Below are 22,718 nucleotides of genomic sequence, written 5' to 3' on the forward strand. Positions count from 1 at the left end.
CCCCGCCATCCCACGGATAGCCGCTGTTGCTGTTGCCTTGGCTTGAAGCGGGTGCAGGGCCGCAGGCCCTGCCGCTACCCCTGTTCCCGGCGCCCGCGCAGGATGTCGCGGAACCACTGGCGGTGGTGCTTGTACGCCCACCCATAGGTCACCTTGCCCTGGGTCATCGCCCGCACCGATCCCTTGATCCAGAGCGCCGCATAGATGTGCACCACGATCGCGCAGACCAGCACCCAGCCGAACAGCGCATGGGCCAGCACCGAGAAGCGGATCACTCCGATCGGGAAGAAATGACTGAAATACTGCCGCCAGATCACGAAGCCGGTCAGCAGCAGTGCTGACAGGCAGCCGATGATGGCCCAGAACAGCAGCTTCTGGCCGGCATTGAAGCGACCGACCGGTGGCAGCTTTTCATCCTCGTTGCGCAGCACATCGCGCATGCCGCGCATCCACGCGCGGTCATCGGCGGTCGGTAGATTGTCGCGCCACATGCGCAACGCCAGCAGCGCAAAGCCCACCACCATGGCCAGGCCGATGAACGGATGCAGGATGCGCGTCCACGGGCCGCCACCGAACAGCTGGGTCAACGGGAACAGGGCAGGGTGGAACAACGCCAGCCCGGACAGCGCGGTCAGCACGAAGCAGATCGCCACGATCCAGTGATTGATGCGGGTCGGCGCGCGGTAGCGGACGATCTGCCGCGGGTGCGGGGCGTACTTCATGGCCGCTGCTCCTCTTCGATCCTCTTCGCCTCGTGCTCGGCTTCTTCTTCTTCCTCGTCGTTGACCGTGTTGCGGCCGATGCCGATGTAGTGCAGGAAGCCGGCGAAAGCGGTGGCAGCGATCGCCAGCACGCCCAGCGGCTTGGCCACGCCCTTCCAGACTTCCACCATCGGGCTGATGCGGGGGTCCTTGGGCAGGTCGGCGTACAGCTCGGGCTTGTCCACGTGCTGCAGCACGTACATCACATGGGTACCGCCGACGCCCTGCGGGTCGTACAGGCCGGCATTCTCGTAGCCGCGCGATTTCAGGTCTTCCACGCGACCGGCGGCATGCTCGGTCATCGCCTGTTTGCTGCCGAAGGTGATCGCCCCGGTCGGGCAGGTCTTCACGCATGCCGGCTCCTGACCGACCGCCACCCGGTCCGAACACAGCGTGCACTTGTAGGCCTTGTGGTCCTTCTTGGAGATGCGCGGTACGTCGAACGGGCAGCCGGTCACGCAGTAGCCGCAGCCGATGCAGTTCTCTTCCTGGAAGTCGACGATGCCGTTGGCATACTGGATGATCGCGCCGGGCGACGGGCAGGCCTTCAGGCAGCCCGGGTCGCTGCAGTGCATGCAGCCCTCCTTGCGGATCAGCCACTCCAGCTTGCCCTTTTCGTCCTCGTACTCGCGGAACTTCATCACCGTCCACGACTGTTCGCTCAGATCGGGCGGGTTGTCATAGCTGCCAACGCAGCTGCCCACTTCGTCGCGCAGGTCGTTCCACTCCATGCAGGCGACCTGGCAGGCCTTGCAGCCGATGCACTTGCTCACATCGATCAGCTTGGCGACCTGGCCGGTGTGCGCACCGCGCGCCTCCGGTGAGGGCGTGGTGGTGGCCGAGCGGCGGATGATGTCCAGCGATTGCAGTGACATGGCGTTTCTCCTACACCTTCTCGACCTTGACCAGGATGCACTTCGATTCGGGCGTCTGCGAGTTGCCGTCACCGATGGCATTGGTCAGCGTATTGGCGATATATCCGGGCTTGGCCGCACCGAGGAAGCCCCAGTGGATCGGCACGCCCACCTGGTGCACGGTCTTTCCATCGATCTGCAGGGCCTTGATCCGCTTGGTCACCATCGCAACGGCTTCGATATGGCCACGCTTGGAACTCACGCGAACGCGGCTGCCGTTGGTGATGCCCAGCTCGTCGGCCAATGCCGCGCCGATCTCGACGAACTGCTCGGGCTGGATGATGGCGTTCAACTTGCCGTGCTTGGTCCAGAAGTGGAAATGCTCGGTCAGGCGGTAGGTGGTGGCCACATGCGGGAACTCGTCCGGCGAACCGATCTGTGCACGGTCGCTGGCGAACACGCGTGCCGCCGGGTTGTTCAGTGTCAGCGCCTGGCCGGGGCTGAGCGGGTTGCTGCGCAGCGGCGTATCAAAGGGCTCGTAGTGCTCCGGGAACGGTCCCTCGGCCATGCCGGCCTTGGCGAAGAAGCGGGCGATGCCTTCCGGGTTCATGATGAACGGGCCCATCCCGTCGGCGGGATCTTCGTCGGCCTTGAAGTCCGGCACGTCCACGTTGCCCCAGTTCTTGCCGTTCCAGGCCAGCAGCGTGCGGCGCGGATCGAAGGGCTGGCCGGCCACGTCGCACGAGGCGCGGTTGTACATCACGCGGCGGTTGGCCGGCCACGCCCAGGCCCAGCCCAGGGTGTTGCCGATGCCGGTCGGGTCACTGTTGTCACGCCGCGCCATCATGTTGCCGCTCGGGCCCCAGGCGCCGATGTAGATCCAGCAGCCGGAGGCGGTGCTGCCGTCGTCGCGCAGGTCGCCGAACGTCGCCAGCTGCTCGCCGGCCTTGCGCACCAGCCTGGTCGGATCCTTCGGATCGAACACGTCCACGAGCGCCTTGCCGTTGTATTCCATCGCCAGTTCTTCCGGCGTCGGCAGCTCCGGGTTGGCGTACTTCCAGGCCAGGTCGCGCACCGGCTCCCACCACGCACCGCCATCCTTCTCGTACATCGCTTTGATGCGATGGAACAGCTCGGACATGATCTCGATGTCGCTGCGCGCTTCGCCCGGCGGGTTGGCCCCCTTCCAGTGCCACTGCAGCCAGCGCGATGAATTGACCACCGCGCCGTTCTCCTCGGCGAAGGAGGTGGTGGGCAGGCGGAACACTTCGGTTTGGATCGTGCTCGGGTCGACGTCGTTCAGTGCGCCGTGGTTCTGCCAGAAGGCGATGGTCTCGGTTTCCAGCGGATCCATGCTGACCATGAACTTCAGCTTGGAGAACGCGCTGATCAGCTTGCCCTTGTTCGGCGCCGAAGCCAGTGGGTTGAAGCCCTGGCAGATGTAGCCATGGATCTTGCCCTCGTTCATCAGCTCGTACGCCTGCAGCATGTCGTACGGCTTGTCGAGCTTGGGCAGGTAATCGAAGCACCAGTTGTTGTCGGCGGTGGCGGCATCGCCCCACCACGATTTCATCAGGCTGACGTGGAACTTCGGGTAGTTCTGCCAGAACGACATCTGGTTGGCGCGCAGGGGCTTCTGCGTGCGCTTGGCGATGTACGCGTTGTAGTCCTGCTCATCCTGTTTCGGCAGCGTCAGGTAGCCGGGCAGCAGGTCGGACATCAGGCCGATGTCGGTCAGGCCCTGGATGTTGGAGTGCCCGCGCAGCGCGTTCATGCCACCACCGGCCACGCCGATGTTGCCCAGCAGCAGCTGCACCATGGTGCCGGCACGCACGTTCTGCGCGCCGATCGAGTGCTGCGTCCAGCCCAGCGCGTACAGGATGGTCATCGCCTTGTCCTTGCCGGCGGTGGACGCGATCATGTCCCACACCTGGCGGATGCTGTCGGCCGGCGTGCCGCAGATGCGCTCGACCATCTCCACGGTGTAACGCGCGTAGTGTTGTTTCAGCAGGTTGTAGACGCAGCGCGGGTCCTTCAGCGTCGGGTCGCTGCGCACGAAGCCATCGTCACCGTAGGCGTAGTCCCAGCTGGAACGGTCGTAGCTGCGCTTCTCTTCGTTGTAGCCCGAATACAGGCCGTCCTTGAAGGCGAACTCGTCCATCACCAGGAACGACATGTCGGTGTAGTTCAGCACGTACTCGTGCTGGATGCGGTCCTCGGTCAGCAGGTAGTTGATCAGGCCGCCCAGGAACACGATGTCGGTACCGGTGCGGATCGGCGCGTACACATCGGCCACCGCGGCCGAGCGGTTGAAGCGCGGATCGACCACGATCAGCCGGGCCTTGTTGTGCGCCTTGGCCTCGGTCACCCATTTGAACCCGCACGGATGCGCCTCGGCGGCATTGCCACCCATGATCAGGATCAGGTCGGCATTCTTGATGTCGACCCAGTGATTCGTCATCGCACCACGGCCTAGCGTCGGGGCAAGACCTGCCACCGTCGGGCCGTGTCAGACACGTGCCTGGTTGTCGAATGCCAGCATGCCAAGGGAGCGGACGACCTTGTGGGTCAGTACCGCGGTTTCATTGCTGGTGGCCGAGGCCGCCAGCATGCCGGTGGTCAGCCAGCGGTTGACCGTCTGCCCGGCTTCGTTCTTCTGCACGAAGTTGGCATCGCGGTCTTCCTTCATCAGCCGCGCGATGCGGTCCAGCGCATCGTCCCAGCTCAGCCGCTTCCACTCGTTCGAGCCCGGCGCGCGGTACTCGGGGTAGAGCAGGCGCGACTTGCTGTGGATGATGTCGGCCAGGCCGGCACCCTTCGGGCACAGCGTGCCGCGGTTGACCGGATGGTCCGGGTCGCCCTCGATGTGGAAGATGCTCGGCTCGGCGTTCTTGGCGCCATCGCCGAGGCTGTACATCAGGATGCCGCAGGCCACCGAACAGTAGGTACAGGTGTTGCGGGTCTCGGTCGCGCGGGTCAGCTTGTATTGCCTGACCTCCGCGAGCGCGATGCCGGGCGCGAAGCCCATCAGTGCCAGGCTGGAGCCGACCAGGGTTGTCCCGGTCACTTTCAGGAACTGGCGGCGGCTCATCGATGGCATGCCGTTCTCCTGGGATGGCGGGGAGGCGCAGGCCTCCGGGCTGTCGTTGGGTACGGGCCGGTTATAGCACAGGCCTCCGGATGCCCATGTGGCACAAGGCGCGGCGCCTGCCGGACGGGCCCGGAAAGGGCCTGCTCTGGTAAAGTTGCGTGCCCGCCCCCTGGGGAAGCGTCTGCCGGGCCTGGTTCCAGGATGTTCCGCGCAGCCCCCGCCGTCCTGGCGCGATCCTCCGCGCCGGACCTGGAACACCGAGGAAAAATTTTGCGAAATCAACCAATTGGGTTCCGCGCATGAGCGCCCCGTCGAAGCCGTCGGACGCCGTTACGCGCGGCACGCTGTACATCGTGGCCGCCCCGTCCGGCGCCGGCAAGAGCAGCATCGTCAATGCCACCCTGGCGCGTGACCCGCAGATCGCCCTGTCGATCTCCTTCACCTCGCGCGCGATGCGCCCCGGTGAGGTGAACGGCCAGCACTACCACTTCGTCAGTGCCGAGAAGTTCGAGCAGATGATCGCCGCCGGCGACTTCTTCGAACACGCCTGGGTGCACGGCGACTGGAAGGGCACGGCCCGGCAGTCGGTGGAACCGCAGCTGGCCGCCGGCCAGGACGTGCTGCTGGAGATCGATTGGCAGGGCGCGCAGCAGGTGCGCCAGCTGGTGCCGGGCACGGTCACCGTGTTCATCCTGCCGCCGTCCAAGCAGGCCTTGCAGGACCGCATGCGCAAGCGCGGCCAGGACAGCGAAGCGGTCATCGCCCAGCGGCTGGGGGCAGCCCGCGATGAAATGCTGCACTTCAACGAGTTCGACTACGTCATCGTCAACGAGGTATTCGACACTGCCGTGGACGAGCTGTGCGCCATCTTCACTGCCAGCCGCCTGCGCCGGGAGGCCCAGAAGGTCCGCCACGCCGGCCTGATCCAGGCGCTGCTGACCCCCGATCCGGGTGCAACTGACTGATTCCAAAAGAATCGGGTAGGGGTTGGCTTGATTTTGTCCAGCCCCTGCCAGTACACTCCGTCCCCTTTCCCTCATTCGACTGAGCGGCCGACCGGTCGCCGGGAGCCCGTATGGCCCGCATCACCGTAGAAGATTGCCTGGAAGTCGTTAACAACCGTTTCGAACTGGTCATGATGGCGTCCAAGCGTGCCCGCCAGCTCGCCAACGGCGTGCAGGCCACGCTGGACAACAGCGAGACCGAGGACAAGCCGACCGTGCTGGCGCTGCGCGAAATCGCCGCCCGCAAGATCGACAACGCCCTGATCGACGAAGTCGAGAAGGCCGAGCGTGAGCGCGCCGAGCGCGAAGCGCTGGAGTGGGCTGCCGCCGAAGTGGTCGCCGACGAAGACATGTCCAAGAACGACGATTGATCGCATCGATCAACGTAATCGTTGGATACACCGAACAGCCCGCCCCGTGCGGGCTGTTTCGCATTCAGGATTTGCCGTAAACGTCGCGCTGGAATAGGCTTCGGGCATGAACCCAGGCCCCACTGCCAAGGTCGCCGCAGCCCCCGCTGCCGCCGTACCCGACTATGTCCTCCAGCTTGAACGCGCCGCCCATTACCTGCCGCCGGAACAGCTGCCGCTGTTGCGCCGTGCCTGGGAAGTCGGAGCCTCCGCGCACGCTGGGCAGACGCGCAAGTCGGGCGAGCCCTATATCACCCATCCGGTGGCCGTGGCCCAGGTGCTGGCCGAGCTCGGCCTGGACGTGGAAGCGCTGATCGCCGCGATCCTGCACGACACCATCGAAGACACCCCGCTGACCCGCGAGGCGCTGGCCGCCGAGTTCGGCGAAGCCGTGGCCGAACTGGTCGACGGCGTTACCAAGCTGGACAAGCTGAAGTTCCGCGACCGCCAGGAAGCGGCCGCCGAGAGCTTCCGCAAGATGCTGCTGGCGATGTCGCGCGACCTGCGCGTGATCATGATCAAGCTGGCCGACCGCCTGCACAACATGCGCACGCTGGGCGCGCAGAGCCGCGAAGCGCGCGGCCGCATCGCCCGCGAGACGCTGGAGATCTACGCGCCCATCGCCCAGCGCCTGGGCATGAGCCTGGTCAAGAGCGAGCTGCAGAACCTGGGGTTCAAGGCGCTCTACCCATGGCGCCACGCCATCATCGAAAAACACATCCGCAGCCAGCCGGTGGTGCGCCGCGAAGCGATGGCGCAGGTGGAAGTGCAGCTGTCGCAGCGCCTGGCCAAGGAGGGGATCGAGCATCGGCTGATCAGCCGCATCAAGACCCCGTGGAGCATCTACAACAAGATGCGCGACGAGAACAAATCCTTCGACCAGGTGATGGATGTGTTCGGCTTCCGCCTGGTCGTGCGCAGCGTGCCCAGCTGCTACCACGCGCTGGGTTCGGTGCACGCCACCTTCAAGCCGCTGGATGGGCGCTTCCGCGATTTCATCGCCATTCCCAAGGCCAACGGTTACCAGTCACTGCACACGGTGCTGTTCGGGCCGTATGGCTCGCCGATCGAAGTGCAGATCCGTACCGAGGAAATGGACCTGATCGCCGAACGCGGCGTGGCCGCGCACTGGACCTACAAGTTCGGTGGTGACTCGCCCAACAGCGCGCAGAGCCGTGCCCACGCCTGGATCGTCGAGCTGATCGACTCGCAGCGCGCCGCCGGTTCCTCGCTGGAGTTCCTCGACAACGTCAAGGTCGACCTGTTCCCGGACGAGGTCTACCTGTTCACCCCGAAGGGCAAGATCCTGGCGCTGCCGCGCAACTCCACCGCGCTTGATTTCGCCTACGCCGTGCATACCGACGTGGGCAACATGGCGGTGGCCTCGCGCGTGGACAAGAAACTGGTGCCACTGCGCACCAAGCTGGTGTCGGGGCAGTCGGTGGAGATCATCACCGCTCGCTCGGCCACGCCGAAACCGCAGTGGCTGGAATTCGTGGTGACCAGCAAGGCGCGCACCGCCATCCGCCACCAGCTCAAGCAGCTGGAGCACGAAGACGCCGTGCAGCTCGGCCACCGCATGCTCGACCGCGCGCTGGAAGCGATGGATTCGTCGCTGGAGCGCCTGCCGAAAGGCCGCCTGGACGCGTTCCTGGCCGAACACCGCTTCCCGCGCCTGGAAGCGCTGCTGGCCGAGGTCGCACTGGGCAACTGGATGCCGACCCAGGCCGCACAGGCGCTGATGGCCTACGCCGAACTGCGTGGCGGCCCGCATTCGCGTCACCATTCGCAGGAGAAGATCCTGATCAACGGCAGCGAACGCGGCGTGGTCACCTTCGCCGGCTGCTGCCAGCCGATACCCGGCGACGAGATCATGGGCTACCACACCGCCGGCAAGGGCATCGTGGTGCACCGCATGGACTGCCCGAACCTGGCCGAGCTGCGCAAGTCGCCCGAGCGCTGGGTGCCGATCGGCTGGGACACCACCGTCTCCGGCGACTACGACACCTCGCTGGTGGTGGAAGTGGAGAACGGCACCGGCGTGCTGGCGCAGCTGGCCGCCGCCATCGCACAGAGCCATTCCAACATCGAGCGCGTGGACTACCTGGACCGCGACTTCAACGCCGCCGTGCTGGCGTTCAACATCCAGGTGCGCGACCGCAACCACCTGGCAGAAGTGATGCGCCGCCTGCGCCGCCTGTCGGTCGTGCAATCGGTACGCCGCCAATAACCCCACCCCATGCGTGGATGGTTTTTGTAGAGCCGAGCCCATGCTCGGCTGCTCTTGCCTGAAGCAGCCGAGCATGGGCTCGGCTCTACAGGCGGCGCATCACATGCCCGGACTGCGGTAGATCCACGCCATGCGTGGATGCACCCCCAGCCGGTACAATCACCGCTCTGTTTTCCCCCAAGCACCGGAGCGACCCATGTCCCGCCAGATCATCAACACCGAAAAGGCCCCCGCCGCCATCGGCCCGTACTCGCAGGCCGTGCGCGCCGGCAACACCGTGTACTTCTCCGGCCAGATCCCGCTCGACCCGGCTACCGGCGACATCGTCGGCGCCGGTGACGTCGAAGCACAGGCCCGCCGCGCCTTCGACAACCTCAAGGCCGTGGCCGAAGCCGCAGGTGGTTCGCTGGACAAGGTCGTGCGCCTGGGCCTGTACCTGACCGACCTGGGCGAGTTCGCCAAGGTCAACGCGGTCATGCAGGACTACTTCCAGGCCCCGTACCCGGCCCGTTCCACCATCGAAGTCTCCGGCCTGCCGAAGGGCGCCAGCTTCGAGGTCGACGCGGTGATGGTCATCGACTGACCGCCACGTGGCACGCAAGGCGGCGGTCACCCCGGTCCTGTCACCGTCCGGCGAAGCATCCCTGGCGATGCTCGCCGGCGTCGGTCCGGCCGTGGCCGCCAAACTGCAGGCGCGTGGCCTGGCCACCCTGCAGGATCTCTGGCTTCATCTGCCGCTGCGCTATGAAGACCGGACCCGGCTGACCCGCATCGAAGACCTGCGCAACGGCGTGCCGGCGCAGGTGGAAGGGCGGGTGGTCGCGGTCGAGCGCGGCATGCGCTACCGGCCGATGCTGAAAGTGGCGGTGGAGGACGAAGGGCAGGGCACCCTGGTGCTGCGCTTTTTCCACTTCCGCCAGCAGCAGGTCGGGCAGTTCGCGGTCGGCACCCGGCTGCGCTGCTTCGGCACGCCCAAGCCCGGCCACCTCGGCCTGGAAATCGTCCATCCCAGCTACCAGGTGCTGGGCCGCAACGACGATCCCGAACTCGGCGACCGCCTCGACCCGGTGTATCCCACCGTCGAAGGCGTCGGCCCGATGACCATGCGCAAGCTGATCGGCCAGGCGCTGGACCGCCTGCCCGAGGAAAGCACGCTGGAACTGCTGCCCAGCGGTTGGCTCGATGGCCTGGGCCTACCTTCGCTGCGCAGCGCGCTGCTGACCGTGCACCGGCCACCGCCGGATGCCGATCTGGCCGCGTTGGCGGCTGGTACCCACCCGGCGCAGCGTCGCCTGGCGATGGAAGAACTGCTGGCCCATCACCTCAGCCTGCGTCGCCAGCGCATTGCCTTGCAGGCACACCATGCGCCGCCGCTGGCCGGTCCTGGCAAGCTGGCCAAGGCGCTGCTGAAGCAGCTGCCGTTCGCGCTGACCGGGGCGCAGGCACGCGTGTTCAAGCAGATCCGTGAAGACCTCGCGCGGCCCAGCCCGATGCTGCGGCTGGTGCAGGGCGACGTCGGCTCCGGCAAGACGGTGGTGGCCGCGCTGGCCGCCATGCTGGCGGTGGAGCAGGGCAAGCAGGTTGCGTTGGCCGCACCCACCGAACTGCTGGCCGAGCAGCACCTCAACAATCTGCGCGGCTGGCTGGAACCGCTCGGTGTGCGCATCGCGTGGCTGGCCGGCAAGGTCACCGGCAAGGCACGTGCCAAGGTGATGGAGCAGGTCGCCAACGGCGAAGCGCAGGTGGTGGTCGGTACCCACGCGCTGATGCAGGAGGCGGTGGTGTTCCAGGACCTGGCGCTGGCCATCGTCGACGAGCAGCACCGCTTCGGCGTGCACCAGCGCTTGGCCCTGCGCGACAAGGGCGCGGGCGGCAACAGCGTGCCGCACCAGCTGGTGATGACCGCCACGCCGATTCCGCGCACGCTGGCGATGTCCGAGTACGCAGACCTGGACGTGTCGGCCATCGACGAACTGCCGCCGGGCCGCACGCCGGTGCAGACCGTCGCACTGAACAATGACCGTCGCCCGGAGCTGATCGAGCGCATTGCGCTGGCCTGCCAGGAAGGGCGGCAGGTGTACTGGGTGTGTACGCTCATCGAGGAAAGCGAAGAGCTGGATGCCACCCCGGCGCAGGCCACCTACGAATCACTGCAGGCGCTGCTGCCCGGTGTTCGCGTCGGGCTGGTGCATGGCCGCCTCAAGGCCGCCGAGAAGCTTGCGACGATGGTGGCGTTCAAGGCCGGCGAGATCGACCTGCTGGTGGCGACCACCGTGATCGAAGTGGGCGTGGACGTACCGAACGCCTCGCTGATGGTGATCGAGAACGCCGAGCGCCTCGGCCTGGCCCAGCTGCACCAGTTGCGTGGCCGCGTGGGTCGTGGTTCGGCGGTATCGCGCTGCGTGCTGCTGTACCAGGCCCCGCTCTCGCAGATGGCGCGCGAGCGCCTGCAGACCATGCGCGAGACCAACGATGGTTTCGTCATCGCCGAGAAGGATCTGGAACTGCGTGGCCCCGGCGAACTGCTGGGCACGCGCCAGACCGGCCTGGCCGGTTTCCGCATTGCCGACCTGGCCCGCGACGCCGGCCTGCTGCCCGGCGTGCATGAATTGGCCGAGCGCCTGCTGGACCAGCAGCCCGCGCTGGCCGACCGCGTGGTTGCACGGTGGATCGGCACCGCTGTGCGTTACGCCTCGGCATAATGCCGCCTTGGTGGGTGTGGACCTTGGTCCACACATCCACGCATGGCGTGGATCTACTGTAGAGCCGAGCCCGCGCTCGGCTGCTGTTCGCGCTGCGCGCGGGAGTCGAGCATGGCTCGTCTCTACAGACGGCGCTTTCGATCATTCTCCCGTCATCCACGTATGGCGTGGATCTACAACACCAAGCGTTCCGAAAGGCCGGGAAGCACGAGATACTCGGAAGCCTTCCCGACGCGCTCTTTGCTGACAAGTCCGGCAGCCACCAATCCATTCAGATCCTTCAATGCGGTCGGATAGGTAATGGTGTGTGCCGCCTGGTGGCTGGCGACGGTGTAGGTCCGGTCAGGATCTTTCAGCGCGTTGGCCAGCAACGCGCGCTGACGGTGATTGAGCTGCATACCGCCAAGCGGGGCGGTTCGCAACATACGTCGCGCCGCTTGATCCTCTGCATGCTTCCTGGCGATGTAGGCATGCAGTCCCTGGATCGATTGCTCAATGGCCTCCAGTTGTTGCGCAACGAAGTAGCCAAGATCCCGGTTGTCACTTTCGGTGTACAGGTAGGCCCGCATGTACTTGCCTGGAGACTTCTTCAGCACGCTGGAAATGGAGAAGTACTCGGTCATCCAGTACCCGGCATTCATCATTGCCCAGTAGAACAGTGCGCGCGCCGTACGGCCATTTCCATCCACGAAAGGATGGTCATAGCCAATCTGGAAATGTAGTGCGATGGCTTTGGCGACGGGATGCACGAACGGTGTGCTTTCTTCATTGATGAACGTGCACAGCCGCTCAATCCGTGCAGGCACTTCCTCGGCCGGAGGAGGGGTGTGCAGAAGCGTAGGCGGTGAGCCGCGGTCGAAGATCGCGACGTTGTCTTCGGCGGTTCTGAAACGCCCGCTGTCGGTTGGCAGCTCCAGCGTGCCGTCGGTGAGGATGCTGTGCAGTTCCAGAATCTCGCCGGGAGTGATCGGGCGTATGCCGCGCTCGCGGATCACGTTCATTGCCACGTAGTTGTTGTAGATCATGCGCTCGGACTGGTCGCGCGGCGCGCGGCCCGTGCTCAACATTTCCTTTGCCACGGCCCGCGTGGTCGAGGCGCCCTCCAACTGCGATGAGGTCATCGCTTCCTCGATCAGCGACCGGATCATGAACCGTCCTTGGCCGCTGGCAGCATCCACACCCTTCACCGAGCCTGCGGCCTCCCGGTCAATGTAGTGCAGGTGCCGCTGCATTGAATCGGTAAGTGCGAGCTTGAAGGGTTGCTGCGTCTTGTCCAGCAACAGCGGCAGCGGCTTCAGCAATGCTGCGCGCGTCCACGTGATACCCAGCCACCACTGCTCCGCGTTCAGGCCTGCCGGTGGCGCTCTGTGGCGCACCTTGTCCCAGTGCTCATAGGCGCCGTTCACCTCTGGCCCAATCCGGGCGTCCAGTATGGTACCGAGGGTCTCAATGTACTTCCGGGTGAGGGTTGCCAGATCGGGAGCTGGCATGGGCAGCTTCATGGCGGATTTCTATAAAATATGTATTACTTTTTATAGCAGGTGATGTTGAGCGCTCCAAGCGTGCCCAATCAAATCTGTTCATTTTTGTGAAAGAGTCGGGCGGGGCCGTTAGTGGCGGGCAAGGGAGCCCACGCTCTCCCCGACACCTTATGCCGTTGGGATAGTGCGGTATTGCAACGGTCATCATCCCGGTCCACACTTCGTTGCCGATCTGAAGACGGCAACGATGACCCACAAGATCCCCCTGTTGATCGACACCGACCCCGGTGTGGACGACGCCCTGGCCCTGCTGATGGCCTTTGCCGATGAACGGCACGACGTGGTCGCCCTGACCATCGCCGCCGGCAATGTCGGCCTGCAGTACACCGTCCGCAACGCCCTCAAGCTCTGTGACATCGTCGGCCGCCCCGACGTGCCGGTGTTTGCCGGCAGCCCGGATCCGCTGCTGCACCCCTCCGTTGACGCTGCCCACGTGCATGGCCGTGATGGCTACGGCGACGTGGACCTGCCGCCGCCGAGCCGCCAGGCCGAGGCCGAGCACGCTGCCCTGGCCATCCTGCGCCTGTCGCACGAACACGCCGGCGAACTGATGCTGGTGATGTTGGGCCCGCTGACCAATCTGGCGCTGGCACTGAAGCTGGACCCGACCCTGCCCCAGCGCATCAAGCGCATCGTGGTGATGGGCGGTGCGGTTACCTGCCACGGCAACATCACCCCGGCAGCCGAATTCAACATTGCGTTCGATCCGGAAGCCGCGCACGTGGTGTTCACCTCGTTCAAGCACCTGCTGGTGTCGGACTGGGAGGCGACCGTTGCTCACGGCCTGCCGCTGGAGGACGCCGAGAAATGGCTGCAGGCCGATTCCGATCGCGCCCGCTTCTACGAACTGATCTCGCGCAAGACCCGCGCGCTGTCGGAAGATGCCAAGGGCGGTCGCTGGTACACCGCCGATGCGGTGGCCATGGCCTGGGCGCTGAACCCGGAAGGGCAGCTGCAGGTCGAGTCGCGGCCGCTGAACGTCGAGCTGAATGGCACGTTCAGCCGCGGCGCCACCATCGTCGACTGGAACCGCCAGACCGGCCAGCCGGACAACTGCGATCTGCTGATGGCCTACGACCAGGGGCGTTTCGAGGCCCTGGTGCGCCAGGCCCTGGGCGCGGACTGACGTCCGTTGCCGGCCACCGGTTGCCCCGAACGGCAACCGGTGCTTATAATGCCGCTCTTGACCACCAGCCCATTTACGGTGTGAGCCCATGAAGGCCGATATCCATCCGAACTACCGCGACGTCGTCTTCCATGACGTCACCTCCGATTTCAAGATCCTGACCCGCTCCACCATGGCGACGAAGGAAACCATCCAGTGGGAAGACGGCAACGAATACCCGCTGGTCAAGGTTGAAATTTCCTCGGCTTCGCATCCGTTCTACACGGGCAAGCACAAGGTCATCGACACCTCGGGCCGTATCGACAAGTTCCAGAAGCGCTACGCGCGCTGATCTGTCGATCCAGCTTCGAACCGACGGCCGCGCTCTGCGCGGCCGTTTGTTTTTCCCCAACGCCAACCCAACGGGCGTTTGGATGGACGGAACACTGCGTTCGTGTGACAACGCTTTTGCCGATCCGGGCCGCTCAACGGCCGGTGTCTGGCCGCCTGTCGTATACGACTTCCGTCTAGCACCCGACAAATGCTGCTGTGCGATAATGACATGATCCCCGGCACAGGCCGAGGACGTCATTCACGTGCCTGACCAATGCGCTTGGGCAGGCGCCTTCCCATGAAGGAGCGCACACAGTGTCCGATCTTGATCAGGTCACGCTCAACGCCGGCGACAAGTCGGTCGTTCTGCCCGTCATCAAACCCACCCTTGGCAACGACTGCGTCGACATCGCGAAGCTGACCAAGGAAACGGGGTTCTTCACCTACGATTCCGGCTTCACCGCGACGGCCAGCTGCAAGTCCGCCATCACTTACATCGACGGCGACAAGGGCGTGCTGCTGTATCGCGGCTACCCGATCGAGCAGCTGTCGGAAAAGTCGAGCTACGTCGAAGTGGCCTACCTGCTGATCAACGGCGAGCGCCCGAGCGCCGAGCAGCTGAAGGCCTTCACCGATGAGCTGACCGCCGAAGCCAACGTCGACGAGTCGATCAACACCCTGATCGGCAGCTTTGCCAAGGATGCCCACCCGATGGCGATCCTGGCGGCCGCGATCGCGCAGCTGTCGGCCATCTACCACGACTCGCTGGACCTGTCCGACGCCGAGCAGCGCCGCAAGGCCGCCGTGCGCCTGATCGCCAAGGTGCCGACCCTGTCGGCGCTGATCTACCGCCATGGCAAGGGCCTGCCGGCCAACAAGCCGGACACTTCGCTGGACTACGTCAGCCGCTTCCTGAAGCAGACCTTCGAGTCGGCTGACGGCCAGTACGACCTGAACCCGGACGTGGTCAAGGCACTGGACCTGCTGTTCATCCTGCATGCCGACCACGAGCAGAACGCCTCGACCTCGACCGTGCGCCTGGTCGGCTCGACCGGTGCCAACCCGTACGCGTCGGTCGCTGCGGGCGTCACCGCGCTGTGGGGTCCGGCCCACGGCGGTGCCAACGAAGCCGTGCTGAAGATGCTCGAAGAGATCGGCAGCGCCGACAACGTCGAGTCCGCCGTGGTCAAGGCCAAGGACAAGACTTCCGGCTTCCGCCTGATGGGCTTCGGCCACCGCGTCTACAAGAACTTCGACCCGCGCGCCAAGGTCATCGGTGAGATGACCAGCAAGGTGCTCAAGCAGCTGGGCGTGCAGGATCCGCTGCTGGACGTGGCCGTGAAGCTGGAACAGGCTGCGCTGCAGGACGAGTACTTCGTCGCCCGCAAGCTGTACCCGAACGTCGATTTCTACAGCGGCATCATCTACAAGGCGCTGCAGATCCCGACCGAAATGTTCACCGTCATGTTCGCCCTGGGCCGTACTTCCGGCTGGGTGTCGCATTGGCTGGAACAGCAGGTCGATCCGGAAATGAAGATCGGCCGTCCGCGCCAGGTCTACACCGGCAGCGACGTGCGCGACTACCAGGGCTGATCGCCCGCGGAGGTTGTGCCGAGAACGCCCCGCATCCGCGGGGCGTTTTTTTTGTGCCCTGATCGTGTTCGACGGAGGGTGGGTGCGGACCGCTGGTCCGCACGATTCCCGGATGGTCGCTGTAGAGCCGAGCCCATGCTCGGCTGGCGCCCGTCCACACCGCGCAGCCGAGCGTGGCTCGGCTCTACAAGAGCCCGCTTCCGGGTCTGAACGCGCTCTGATAATGAATGTCGCTTTCATGTCTTTTCGGATCTATTGCATGGGGATCACATCGAAGGCGATAGAACCTGTGCGTACTCATCCCTGTATGGAGAACGCCATGAACCGACTGATCGCCATCGCTTTCATCGCCACGCCGCTGGCCCTGCTGAGCCCGCAGGCCGTCGCGCAGTACACCGGGCCGGGGGCAGGGGCCGCTGCCAGTACTGTCGCCGACGCACGCGCGCAACGTGATGACCATCCGGTGGTGCTGCGCGGCACCCTCATCGCCAAGATCGGTGACGAGCGCTACCAGTTCCGTGATGCCAGCGGCCAGATCGACGTTGAGATCGATGACGAAGATCTGCCGCCGCAGGCCATCGGCGCCGACACCGTGGTCGAACTGCGTGGCAAGGTCGACACGCATCGCTTCAAGCCGACCGACATCGATGTTGATCACGTCACCGTCGTGCCGGCAGGTTGAAGCGAACGGCAGCCGAGCATCGGCTCGGCTCTACAAATTCAATGCAATGAGGTTTGTTGCATTGAACCGATGAGGGAAATTGCATAACCCTCAAACATTGAGCGAATTCAAGAATTCTCCTTAACGTTCAACGTTTTAGGAATCCTTGAATGGCCTGCATGGCAATGGATTTCTAACATTCTCTCCGTCGCCCGCACCCATCCCCGCGGGCGGCGCTTCCCTCCCTTTTCTCCTTGGGGAGGGGAGCTTTCAAATTCCCCCTTGTCCGAGAGAGACAACCATGCACGCCATTCTCAAGAAGGCCGCGCTCGCTGCAGCGCTGGCTACCGCTTCGCTGTCCGCGCACGCTGTTGAAACCAAGATCTCCGTCTACGCCGACGTCGACCCGACCTTGGCCCTGCTGCGTGATGACGGCAGCGCACTGCCGGACGCCGTCACCCTGACCCACGATCCGCTGCGCGGCCTTGTGCCGAGCACCCAGCATGTGCGCATCCACTCCAACGATGAGAAGGCCGATATCGAAGCCAAGATCGGCGGTGCCTTCGCGCTGGTCAACGGTGACGGCAAGGTCACCGTGCCGATGACCGTCAGCCTCAACCGCCGCGCACTGACGGAGAGCCCGATCGAATTCAAGGCTGCCGATCTGTTCACCGGCGCCGGCTCCACCCCCGGTGCTTCGATTTCGATGCCGCTGACCATTGCCCAGACCACCCCGGCGCCGATCACCACCAAGGGCGCCTACACCGGCATCGTCAACATCGTGCTGAACCAGAAGGCCACCACGCCGTAATCCCCGCGCCGGCCCGCACGCCGGGCCGGCCGCTTCTCCAGCGGTACTCCCATGACCCCACATGCCCCCGCCGTTACCCGGCTGGCGGTCGCGCTCGCCTTGGCGCTGGCAACGCCGCTGGTGGCGGCGCGCGGCGTCCCGCCCGGTTTCGAGGATCTGGTTGAAGGCCAGACCGAACAACTCGACATCCAGCTGTTCGGCCGCTCGGCCGGGCTGTCGCCGGTACGCGTGACCCTGGAACACGTGCAGCTGGAAGCGCCCGGGCAGGTGTTGCAGTCGCTCGATCTGTCAGCCGAGGCGCAGGCCGTGCTGCTGCCTGCGTTGTCGCAACCGATGCCGCGCAACAGCCACCTGGCCTGCCGCTTCGGTGGCGCCACGGCCGGTTGCGGCTATCTCGACCCACCGGAGGACCCCGCTGCCGTGCGCGCGCTGTACGACGAAGGCGAGGGCGCGGTGCGCCTGTTCGTTGCCCGCCAGTGGATTCCCGGCGAGCCAGCCGCAGAACGTTTCCACACCGTCAGCGCCAATGCCGAGAACGCTTTCCTGCACCAGCAGGTGATCAATGTCAGTGGCAGCCGCGATTACCAAGCGCTGTCCGCGCGTGGCACCGGCGTGCTGGGCCTGTTCGATCGCGGGCACGCCTTTGCCGAATGGAACTTCAATCAGCAGCGCTACCGCAGCCGCAGCAGCGACAGCGCGTTCCAGTTCGACAACGTCTATTACCGCCATGACCTGGGGCAGGCGCACTACCTGCAGGCCGGGCGCATGGACCGCCGCAACCTGTCCAGTCCGCAGGGCGGCACCTTCAGTTTCAGCATGCTGCCGCTGGACCGCTTCCAGGGCGTGCGCGTGGGCACCACCCAGGCCTATGTGGATGCCGATGCCGCCGTGCAGGCCACGCCGTTGACCGTGCTGCTGGCCCGCGACGCGCGCGTGGATGCCTACGACGGCACGCGCCTGCTGCAGACCTCTTACCTGCAGGCCGGCATCAACCAGATCGATACCCGCACCTTCCCGTTCGGCAACTACAACGTCACCCTGCGCATCTACGAAGACGGCGTGCTGGTGCGTACCGAAGACGCGCCGTTCGACAAGGGCGGCGACTGGACCAACAGCCAGTGGCAATGGTTCGTGCAGGGTGGCAAGCGCAACGAGCGCCGCAGTGACCGCTTCGATGGCGAGCGCGTGGCCGTGGCCGGCATGCGCGTGCCACTGGGCCGCGACGTGGCGATGGTGGCCGGTGCCGCCGACCTGGGCGGCTTCCGCTATGGCGAACTGCGCGTGGACCTGCGCCGCCTGTATGCCACCCAGGAACTGCGCGCCAGTTTCGGTGGCATGCGCGGCAACGATGGCAGTACCGGCCAGCAGCACCAGCTCTCCTACCGTCGCACCGCGTCCTGGAACATCTACCGGCAGCGCATGCGCGGCAAGGCCTGCCAGTTCGAGGCCGATGCGCGCGACCAGCTGGGCTGCATCAATTCGCTCAGCGCCTCGATGGCGCTGCCGGTGGCCGGTGGCAGTGCCCATGTGGGCTTTACGCGGCGCCAGACCTGGCGCGCCGGGCGCACCCTGCCAGGCCTGGAAGACGATCCGCTGGCCGGGCTCGACCCGCTGCTGCCGCCACCGGCGCCGTGGCAGCCGCGTCGCGAGCCGCAGCTCAGCCGCACCTGGCAGGCCAGCTTCAACCGCAGCCGCCGCTGGCAGGATTTCAACGTATCGACCCGGGTGGGCGTGTGGCAGCAACGCAGCACGGACAGCCTGCGCGGCAGCGACCAGCGCGACCGCGGTATCTATTTCAATCTGAGCCTCACGCGTCTTCTGCGCGGCACCGCCGGCAGCGGCCAGCGCCGCTACAGCGTGGACGTGCGCCAGCCACAGCATCAGCGTCCGGATGTCACGTACAGCATTGGCCAGAGTCTGCGCCAGGAGCTGGACGCACAGTACCGCGAGGTGTCTGCCGAACTGCGCGGCAACAACAGCAATCGCTACAGCGCCACGCTCAGCGGCCAGCTGCAGAACAGCCTGGGCCAGAGCGGCGCCACCCTTGCGCACTACCAGCAGCGCGGCCGCAGCGAAACCGCCTACAGCGGTATGCACAGCTCCGGTTTTGCACTGGGCAAGCGCGGCTTCTACTGGAGCGGAAGCAACGGCGCTGACGCGGGCCTGGCCGTGCAGGTGGCCGGCTCCGACGACATCGACCTGCGCGGGGTGGCTGCCGAACTGCAGGTGGGCGGGCTACGCCGACAGCGTTTGCAGATCGGCGAGCGACGGCTGCTGCCGCTGCAGGCCTATCAGTCGCAGCGCGCTGAAGTTCAGGATGCCAGCACGCTGGACAGCATCGCCGCCATCCGCGTGACCGGCGTGGGCGGTGCACGGCCGATGTTCCTCACCCCCGGCAAGCTGATGCGCATGCCGGTGCCGATCGAAGTGACCTACACCTTCATCGGCAGCGCCAAGGACCTTGGCGGCGCGCCGCTGGGCGGCGCCCGCATCCTCAATGCGCCGGTGCCCGGCACCAGCGCCAACGGCAGCTTCGTTGCCGATTTCCCGCGTCGCGAAACAACGCTGTACCTGCTGCAGGACGACCGCCTGCTGCATTGCCCGCTGCAGGTGCGCGAGCGCCGCCAGGTGGTGCTGCTGGTCGGCGCCGTGCACTGCGAGCCGCTGGCCGTGGCCCAGCTGCCGGCAGAGATCCGCCAGCAGGCCCGGGTGACCCGCCTGCTGCAGGAACGCGCATTGATTGCCGCCACGCCCCAGACCGCTGCTGCAGGAGGAACGCCATGAACCGGCGTGTGTTGTTGGTGTTGATGCTGGTGTGTGCGCTGGTGGTGCTGGTGCCTAGGGCGTGGGCGCAGTGGCCGCCGGAAACGCACCCGGCGGATCAGAGCCGGGACATCGTGATGTCGTGGGATCGCTCGGCGGTGCCGGGTGATGTGGAGCTTTGGGCGCCACGGACGGTGCTGGGGTTCAGCCACGACCTCGCGCTGAAGTATGGGCAGATCCATGTGGTTTGTGGGTCTGCTTCTGATAGTGAGTTTGGGCGGTGCCCAACAGAAGGCGAGCCCTCCCTTGCATCCGGAACATCTGAAGTTGTGTTGCGTCTTGCAGAGCGCCGGACCGGGCTGATTGCGGAAGTCCGTGCAATTGGAAGCATGCGGAGAGTCATGTCAGGACGGATATGCACTGGTGACTTCTGGCATGACCGGGTGCGCCCCTTGGAATCAGCATTTTGGTTTCGATGCGGTGTAGGGGGAGGTGCAGATGACCCGCTTGGAACCGGCGTCGAGATGATCCTGCCTCAACGCGAAATTTCGCGACTCGTCGCAGGCCATTGGAAGGCCACGATGCGCCTGCACATCAAAGCCGACCCCGCCGCACCACCGGTCGCCGCAGCCACCTTCAACTTCGACTTCACCGTCACCGACTACGACGCGATCTCGATCTACTTCCCCGGCTTCGATGGCATTGCACCGCTGGTCAACATGGACCTGCGCTACGACCCCATCCGCAAGGTCGTCGCCGGGCGCAAGGAGGTGGACATGTGCCTGTACGACGGCGTGGGCTCGCAGAGCGAATTCCTCGGTGTCACCGTGCGCGACAGCGGGCCGCGTCCGCCACCCGGGCGTGACTTCGCGGTCTGGCACCAGGACGGTGGCAGTGATGACACCCAGCGCCTCGACTACCACGTTCGGCTGAGTTACGGCGGCAACGAGCTGGCCATGAAACACGGCGAAGAACAGCTGCTGCGCGGCATCGACAGCGCTCAGCTGCGCATGGTGCTGCTGCCGGGCATCAGCCAGCCCGTGTACTGCGTGCCCACGCCGCTGACGCTGGAGACACCGCCCACCCCCATCGCCAGCCAGCGCCCCGGTATCTATGAGGGCGAGCTGACGGTAGAGCTGCGCGTGCCGACCGCCAAACCCTGATCCCCACGGAGGCTCATCATGAAAAAACTGCTGTTCTGCCTGTTGCCGTTGAGCGCGCTGCTGGCCCAGCCGGCACAGGCCAACCTGTCCATCTATCCGATGCGTGCAGCGGTGGATGCCAGGCACGGCACGCAGATCCGCGTGTACTCGCAATCCACCCAGCCGCAGTACGTGCAGGCACGGCTGTTGCGCATCACCAACCCGGCACAGCTGGATGAGGAAGAGATCGAAGTAGAAGCCGCCGACGCGGCGATTGCCATCACGCCCGGCAAGTTCGCACTCAGCGGTGGTGGCAATCGCCTGATCCGGGTGATTCCGCTGCAGTCCGTGGAAAAGGAGGCGGCGTACCGCATCTACTTCGAGGGTGTCAAAGGCCCGGATGAAGCCCCTCTGGAAGACGCTGAACAGACCGCGCAGGCCAATGTCGGCGTCAGCCTGGTCTGGGGGGCACTGGTGAACGTGGTGCCGACCAAGGGCAGCGTGGACCTGCAGCTGCAGGGTGACACCCTGCGCAACACCGGAACGCTGCGTGTCGGCATTACCGGTGCATCCGAGTGCAATGCCAGTGGCGTGTGCACACCGCTTGAGCTGTCGAAGAGCCTCTACCCCGACGCCGCGCTGACCCTGCCGGTCCAGCTCCAGCCCGGCAGCACGCTGCAACTGCAGTACCGCCTGTCGAACGACGGCTATCGCGATCACGTAACGACCCTGGCGCCGAGCGCCTGACCTTCATGGCCCCGCGTCAGCGCGGGGCTTCATTTCCCTTGTCCTGTTAAGGAGAGAAACATGAACCACATCTACCGCCGCATCTGGAGTCACGCCAAGCAATGCTGGGTCGTGGCCAGCGAGTTCGCGGCATCATCCAAGACTGTCAGCGGCGTGAGAAGGCGCCCCTCGATGAGGTCTGCGGCGGTGCATTCGCTGATAGCTGCGATGATTGCCACGGGTACTGCACAGGCAGCCACGTATCCGTTCTGTGACCAGAACTTCGATGAGTTCGAGGGAGCGTGCTTGCCATCGTTGTTCAGTGGTGGCGCCGGTCTATTGGGCGCAACGGGTTCTGGTTATGCAGTGCTGGGGTATAACGCCTATATCCCCGACACCGGCAGTGTCTCAGTCGGGTACAGCGCTTACTCAGCCAAGCAGGATGTCGCAGTCGGAGCGTATGCCCAGGCGCTTGGGTACGATAGCGTTGCTATTGGATATGAAGCTAAAACAAACGGCGATCACAATGTGGCTGTTGGTGCAAAGGCTGAAGCCCATTACCTTGGAGCGGCGTCCTTCGGAAATGCAGCACGATCAATTGCCGCCGATGCGGTTGCGCTTGGGAGTGGTGCGCTCGCTTCCGCCGCCAACGCTGTCGCGCTGGGAGCAAATTCGCGGGCAACCGAGCTGAACTCCGTTTCGGTGGGTAGTGTCGATAACAAGCGACGAATCGTGAACGTACAGGACGCACGTCTTAACAGCGCCAGTTCGGACGCTGTTACGGGCAGACAGCTGAACGCCACCAACAACAATGTCACGGCCGCGCGCTCCGTCGCGGACTCGGCCAAGACCAATGCCGACAGTGCACTGACAAAGGCCAACACGCTTTCGCGTCTCCTGGGCGAGACGTCTGCCTCGGGGAATGTCCGTCTGGGCGCATCCAACAGTGGTACCGTCCTGGACGTGCGCAACAGTGCCAGCGCCAACCGCA

The 22,718-nt window shown here is 65.2% G+C and carries 18 protein-coding genes; 14 read left to right on the forward strand and 4 right to left on the reverse strand.

Annotated features, from left to right (window positions below; all coding sequences use genetic code 11):
- Positions 1-74 precede the first annotated feature (74 nt).
- From AB839_RS19290 to fdnG, 3 genes are read right to left on the reverse strand one after another with little or no spacing between them, the layout of a single operon-like run.
- Positions 75-722, reverse strand: a complete 648-nt coding sequence (locus AB839_RS19290) for a formate dehydrogenase subunit gamma (RefSeq protein WP_061480581.1) — start codon at positions 720-722, stop codon at positions 75-77.
- Positions 719-1,636 carry a formate dehydrogenase subunit beta gene (gene fdxH, locus AB839_RS19295; protein ID WP_061480582.1) on the reverse strand — a complete coding sequence of 306 codons (918 nt, stop codon included), beginning with the start codon at positions 1,634-1,636 and terminating at the stop codon, positions 719-721. Before fdxH ends, AB839_RS19290 begins: the two co-directional genes overlap by 4 nt.
- A 10-nt stretch (positions 1,637-1,646) precedes the next feature.
- Complete coding sequence (fdnG, locus tag AB839_RS19300) at positions 1,647-4,715, reverse strand: formate dehydrogenase-N subunit alpha (protein WP_156476696.1); 3,069 nt, start codon at positions 4,713-4,715, stop codon at positions 1,647-1,649.
- A gap of 290 nt (positions 4,716-5,005) precedes the next feature.
- On the opposite strand from fdnG, the gene gmk reads away from it, so the two are divergent.
- From gmk to recG, 5 genes are all read left to right on the forward strand, one after another.
- Entirely contained in the window at positions 5,006-5,671 is a 666-nt protein-coding gene (gene gmk, locus AB839_RS19310; RefSeq protein ID WP_061480584.1) for a guanylate kinase, read from the forward strand.
- Between the two features lie 110 nt (positions 5,672-5,781).
- Positions 5,782-6,081 (forward strand): DNA-directed RNA polymerase subunit omega, encoded by a 300-nt coding sequence (gene rpoZ, locus AB839_RS19315; protein ID WP_005410877.1) that lies wholly within the window; start codon positions 5,782-5,784, stop codon positions 6,079-6,081.
- 106 nt (positions 6,082-6,187) lie between these two features.
- On the forward strand, positions 6,188-8,350 hold the full coding sequence (locus AB839_RS19320) for a bifunctional (p)ppGpp synthetase/guanosine-3',5'-bis(diphosphate) 3'-pyrophosphohydrolase (protein ID WP_005410876.1): 2,163 nt from the start codon (positions 6,188-6,190) through the stop codon (positions 8,348-8,350).
- Positions 8,351-8,546: 196 nt separating this feature from the next.
- Positions 8,547-8,933, forward strand: a complete 387-nt coding sequence (locus AB839_RS19325; protein WP_005418954.1) for a RidA family protein — start codon at positions 8,547-8,549, stop codon at positions 8,931-8,933.
- Positions 8,934-8,940: 7 nt separating this feature from the next.
- Positions 8,941-11,052: an ATP-dependent DNA helicase RecG gene (gene recG, locus AB839_RS19330; protein ID WP_061480585.1), complete on the forward strand. Its 2,112-nt coding sequence runs from the start codon at positions 8,941-8,943 to the stop codon at positions 11,050-11,052.
- Positions 11,053-11,225: 173 nt separating this feature from the next.
- Here recG and AB839_RS19335 read toward each other — a convergent pair whose 3' ends face one another.
- Positions 11,226-12,554 (reverse strand): Fic family protein, encoded by a 1,329-nt coding sequence (locus AB839_RS19335; RefSeq protein WP_061480586.1) that lies wholly within the window; start codon positions 12,552-12,554, stop codon positions 11,226-11,228.
- 226 nt (positions 12,555-12,780) lie between these two features.
- On the opposite strand from AB839_RS19335, the gene AB839_RS19340 reads away from it, so the two are divergent.
- From AB839_RS19340 to AB839_RS21315, 9 genes are all read left to right on the forward strand, one after another.
- Positions 12,781-13,719 carry a nucleoside hydrolase gene (locus tag AB839_RS19340; RefSeq protein ID WP_061480587.1) on the forward strand — a complete coding sequence of 313 codons (939 nt, stop codon included), beginning with the start codon at positions 12,781-12,783 and terminating at the stop codon, positions 13,717-13,719.
- A gap of 88 nt (positions 13,720-13,807) precedes the next feature.
- Positions 13,808-14,050: a type B 50S ribosomal protein L31 gene (locus AB839_RS19345; protein WP_005410871.1), complete on the forward strand. Its 243-nt coding sequence runs from the start codon at positions 13,808-13,810 to the stop codon at positions 14,048-14,050.
- A gap of 296 nt (positions 14,051-14,346) precedes the next feature.
- On the forward strand, positions 14,347-15,624 hold the full coding sequence (locus AB839_RS19350; RefSeq protein ID WP_061480588.1) for a citrate synthase: 1,278 nt from the start codon (positions 14,347-14,349) through the stop codon (positions 15,622-15,624).
- 319 nt (positions 15,625-15,943) lie between these two features.
- Positions 15,944-16,306 carry a NirD/YgiW/YdeI family stress tolerance protein gene (locus AB839_RS19355; RefSeq protein ID WP_061480589.1) on the forward strand — a complete coding sequence of 121 codons (363 nt, stop codon included), beginning with the start codon at positions 15,944-15,946 and terminating at the stop codon, positions 16,304-16,306.
- Positions 16,307-16,586: 280 nt separating this feature from the next.
- Positions 16,587-17,096 carry a CS1 type fimbrial major subunit gene (locus tag AB839_RS19360; protein WP_061480590.1) on the forward strand — a complete coding sequence of 170 codons (510 nt, stop codon included), beginning with the start codon at positions 16,587-16,589 and terminating at the stop codon, positions 17,094-17,096.
- A gap of 51 nt (positions 17,097-17,147) precedes the next feature.
- Positions 17,148-19,880: a TcfC E-set like domain-containing protein gene (locus AB839_RS19365; protein WP_061480591.1), complete on the forward strand. Its 2,733-nt coding sequence runs from the start codon at positions 17,148-17,150 to the stop codon at positions 19,878-19,880.
- A gap of 116 nt (positions 19,881-19,996) precedes the next feature.
- Positions 19,997-21,022, forward strand: a complete 1,026-nt coding sequence (locus AB839_RS22095) for a CfaE/CblD family pilus tip adhesin (RefSeq protein WP_342668053.1) — start codon at positions 19,997-19,999, stop codon at positions 21,020-21,022.
- Between the two features lie 18 nt (positions 21,023-21,040).
- On the forward strand, positions 21,041-21,748 hold the full coding sequence (locus AB839_RS19375) for a pilus assembly protein (protein ID WP_061480593.1): 708 nt from the start codon (positions 21,041-21,043) through the stop codon (positions 21,746-21,748).
- Between the two features lie 60 nt (positions 21,749-21,808).
- Positions 21,809-22,718 (forward strand): ESPR-type extended signal peptide-containing protein (locus AB839_RS21315; protein ID WP_275045212.1); only part of this gene is annotated, 910 nt, incomplete at its 3' end.

It is taken from the genome of Stenotrophomonas sp. DDT-1 (genome assembly GCF_001580555.1).
GTDB classification, from domain to species: Bacteria; Pseudomonadota; Gammaproteobacteria; order Xanthomonadales; family Xanthomonadaceae; genus Stenotrophomonas; species Stenotrophomonas sepilia.

Coding starts and splice junctions, on each gene's coding strand:
- rpoZ (WP_005410877.1), top strand. CDS start 5,782: ATGGCCCGCATCACCGTAGAAGATTGCCTGGAAGTCGTTAACAACCGT.
- AB839_RS19360 (WP_061480590.1), top strand. CDS start 16,587: ATGCACGCCATTCTCAAGAAGGCCGCGCTCGCTGCAGCGCTGGCTACC.
- AB839_RS19340 (WP_061480587.1), top strand. CDS start 12,781: ATGACCCACAAGATCCCCCTGTTGATCGACACCGACCCCGGTGTGGAC.
- AB839_RS19345 (WP_005410871.1), top strand. CDS start 13,808: ATGAAGGCCGATATCCATCCGAACTACCGCGACGTCGTCTTCCATGAC.
- AB839_RS19325 (WP_005418954.1), top strand. CDS start 8,547: ATGTCCCGCCAGATCATCAACACCGAAAAGGCCCCCGCCGCCATCGGC.
- fdxH (WP_061480582.1), bottom strand. CDS start 1,636: ATGTCACTGCAATCGCTGGACATCATCCGCCGCTCGGCCACCACCACG.
- AB839_RS19335 (WP_061480586.1), bottom strand. CDS start 12,554: ATGAAGCTGCCCATGCCAGCTCCCGATCTGGCAACCCTCACCCGGAAG.
- AB839_RS19355 (WP_061480589.1), top strand. CDS start 15,944: ATGAACCGACTGATCGCCATCGCTTTCATCGCCACGCCGCTGGCCCTG.
- AB839_RS19365 (WP_061480591.1), top strand. CDS start 17,148: ATGACCCCACATGCCCCCGCCGTTACCCGGCTGGCGGTCGCGCTCGCC.
- AB839_RS19375 (WP_061480593.1), top strand. CDS start 21,041: ATGAAAAAACTGCTGTTCTGCCTGTTGCCGTTGAGCGCGCTGCTGGCC.
- AB839_RS19320 (WP_005410876.1), top strand. CDS start 6,188: ATGAACCCAGGCCCCACTGCCAAGGTCGCCGCAGCCCCCGCTGCCGCC.
- AB839_RS19290 (WP_061480581.1), bottom strand. CDS start 722: ATGAAGTACGCCCCGCACCCGCGGCAGATCGTCCGCTACCGCGCGCCG.
- AB839_RS22095 (WP_342668053.1), top strand. CDS start 19,997: ATGTCGTGGGATCGCTCGGCGGTGCCGGGTGATGTGGAGCTTTGGGCG.
- gmk (WP_061480584.1), top strand. CDS start 5,006: ATGAGCGCCCCGTCGAAGCCGTCGGACGCCGTTACGCGCGGCACGCTG.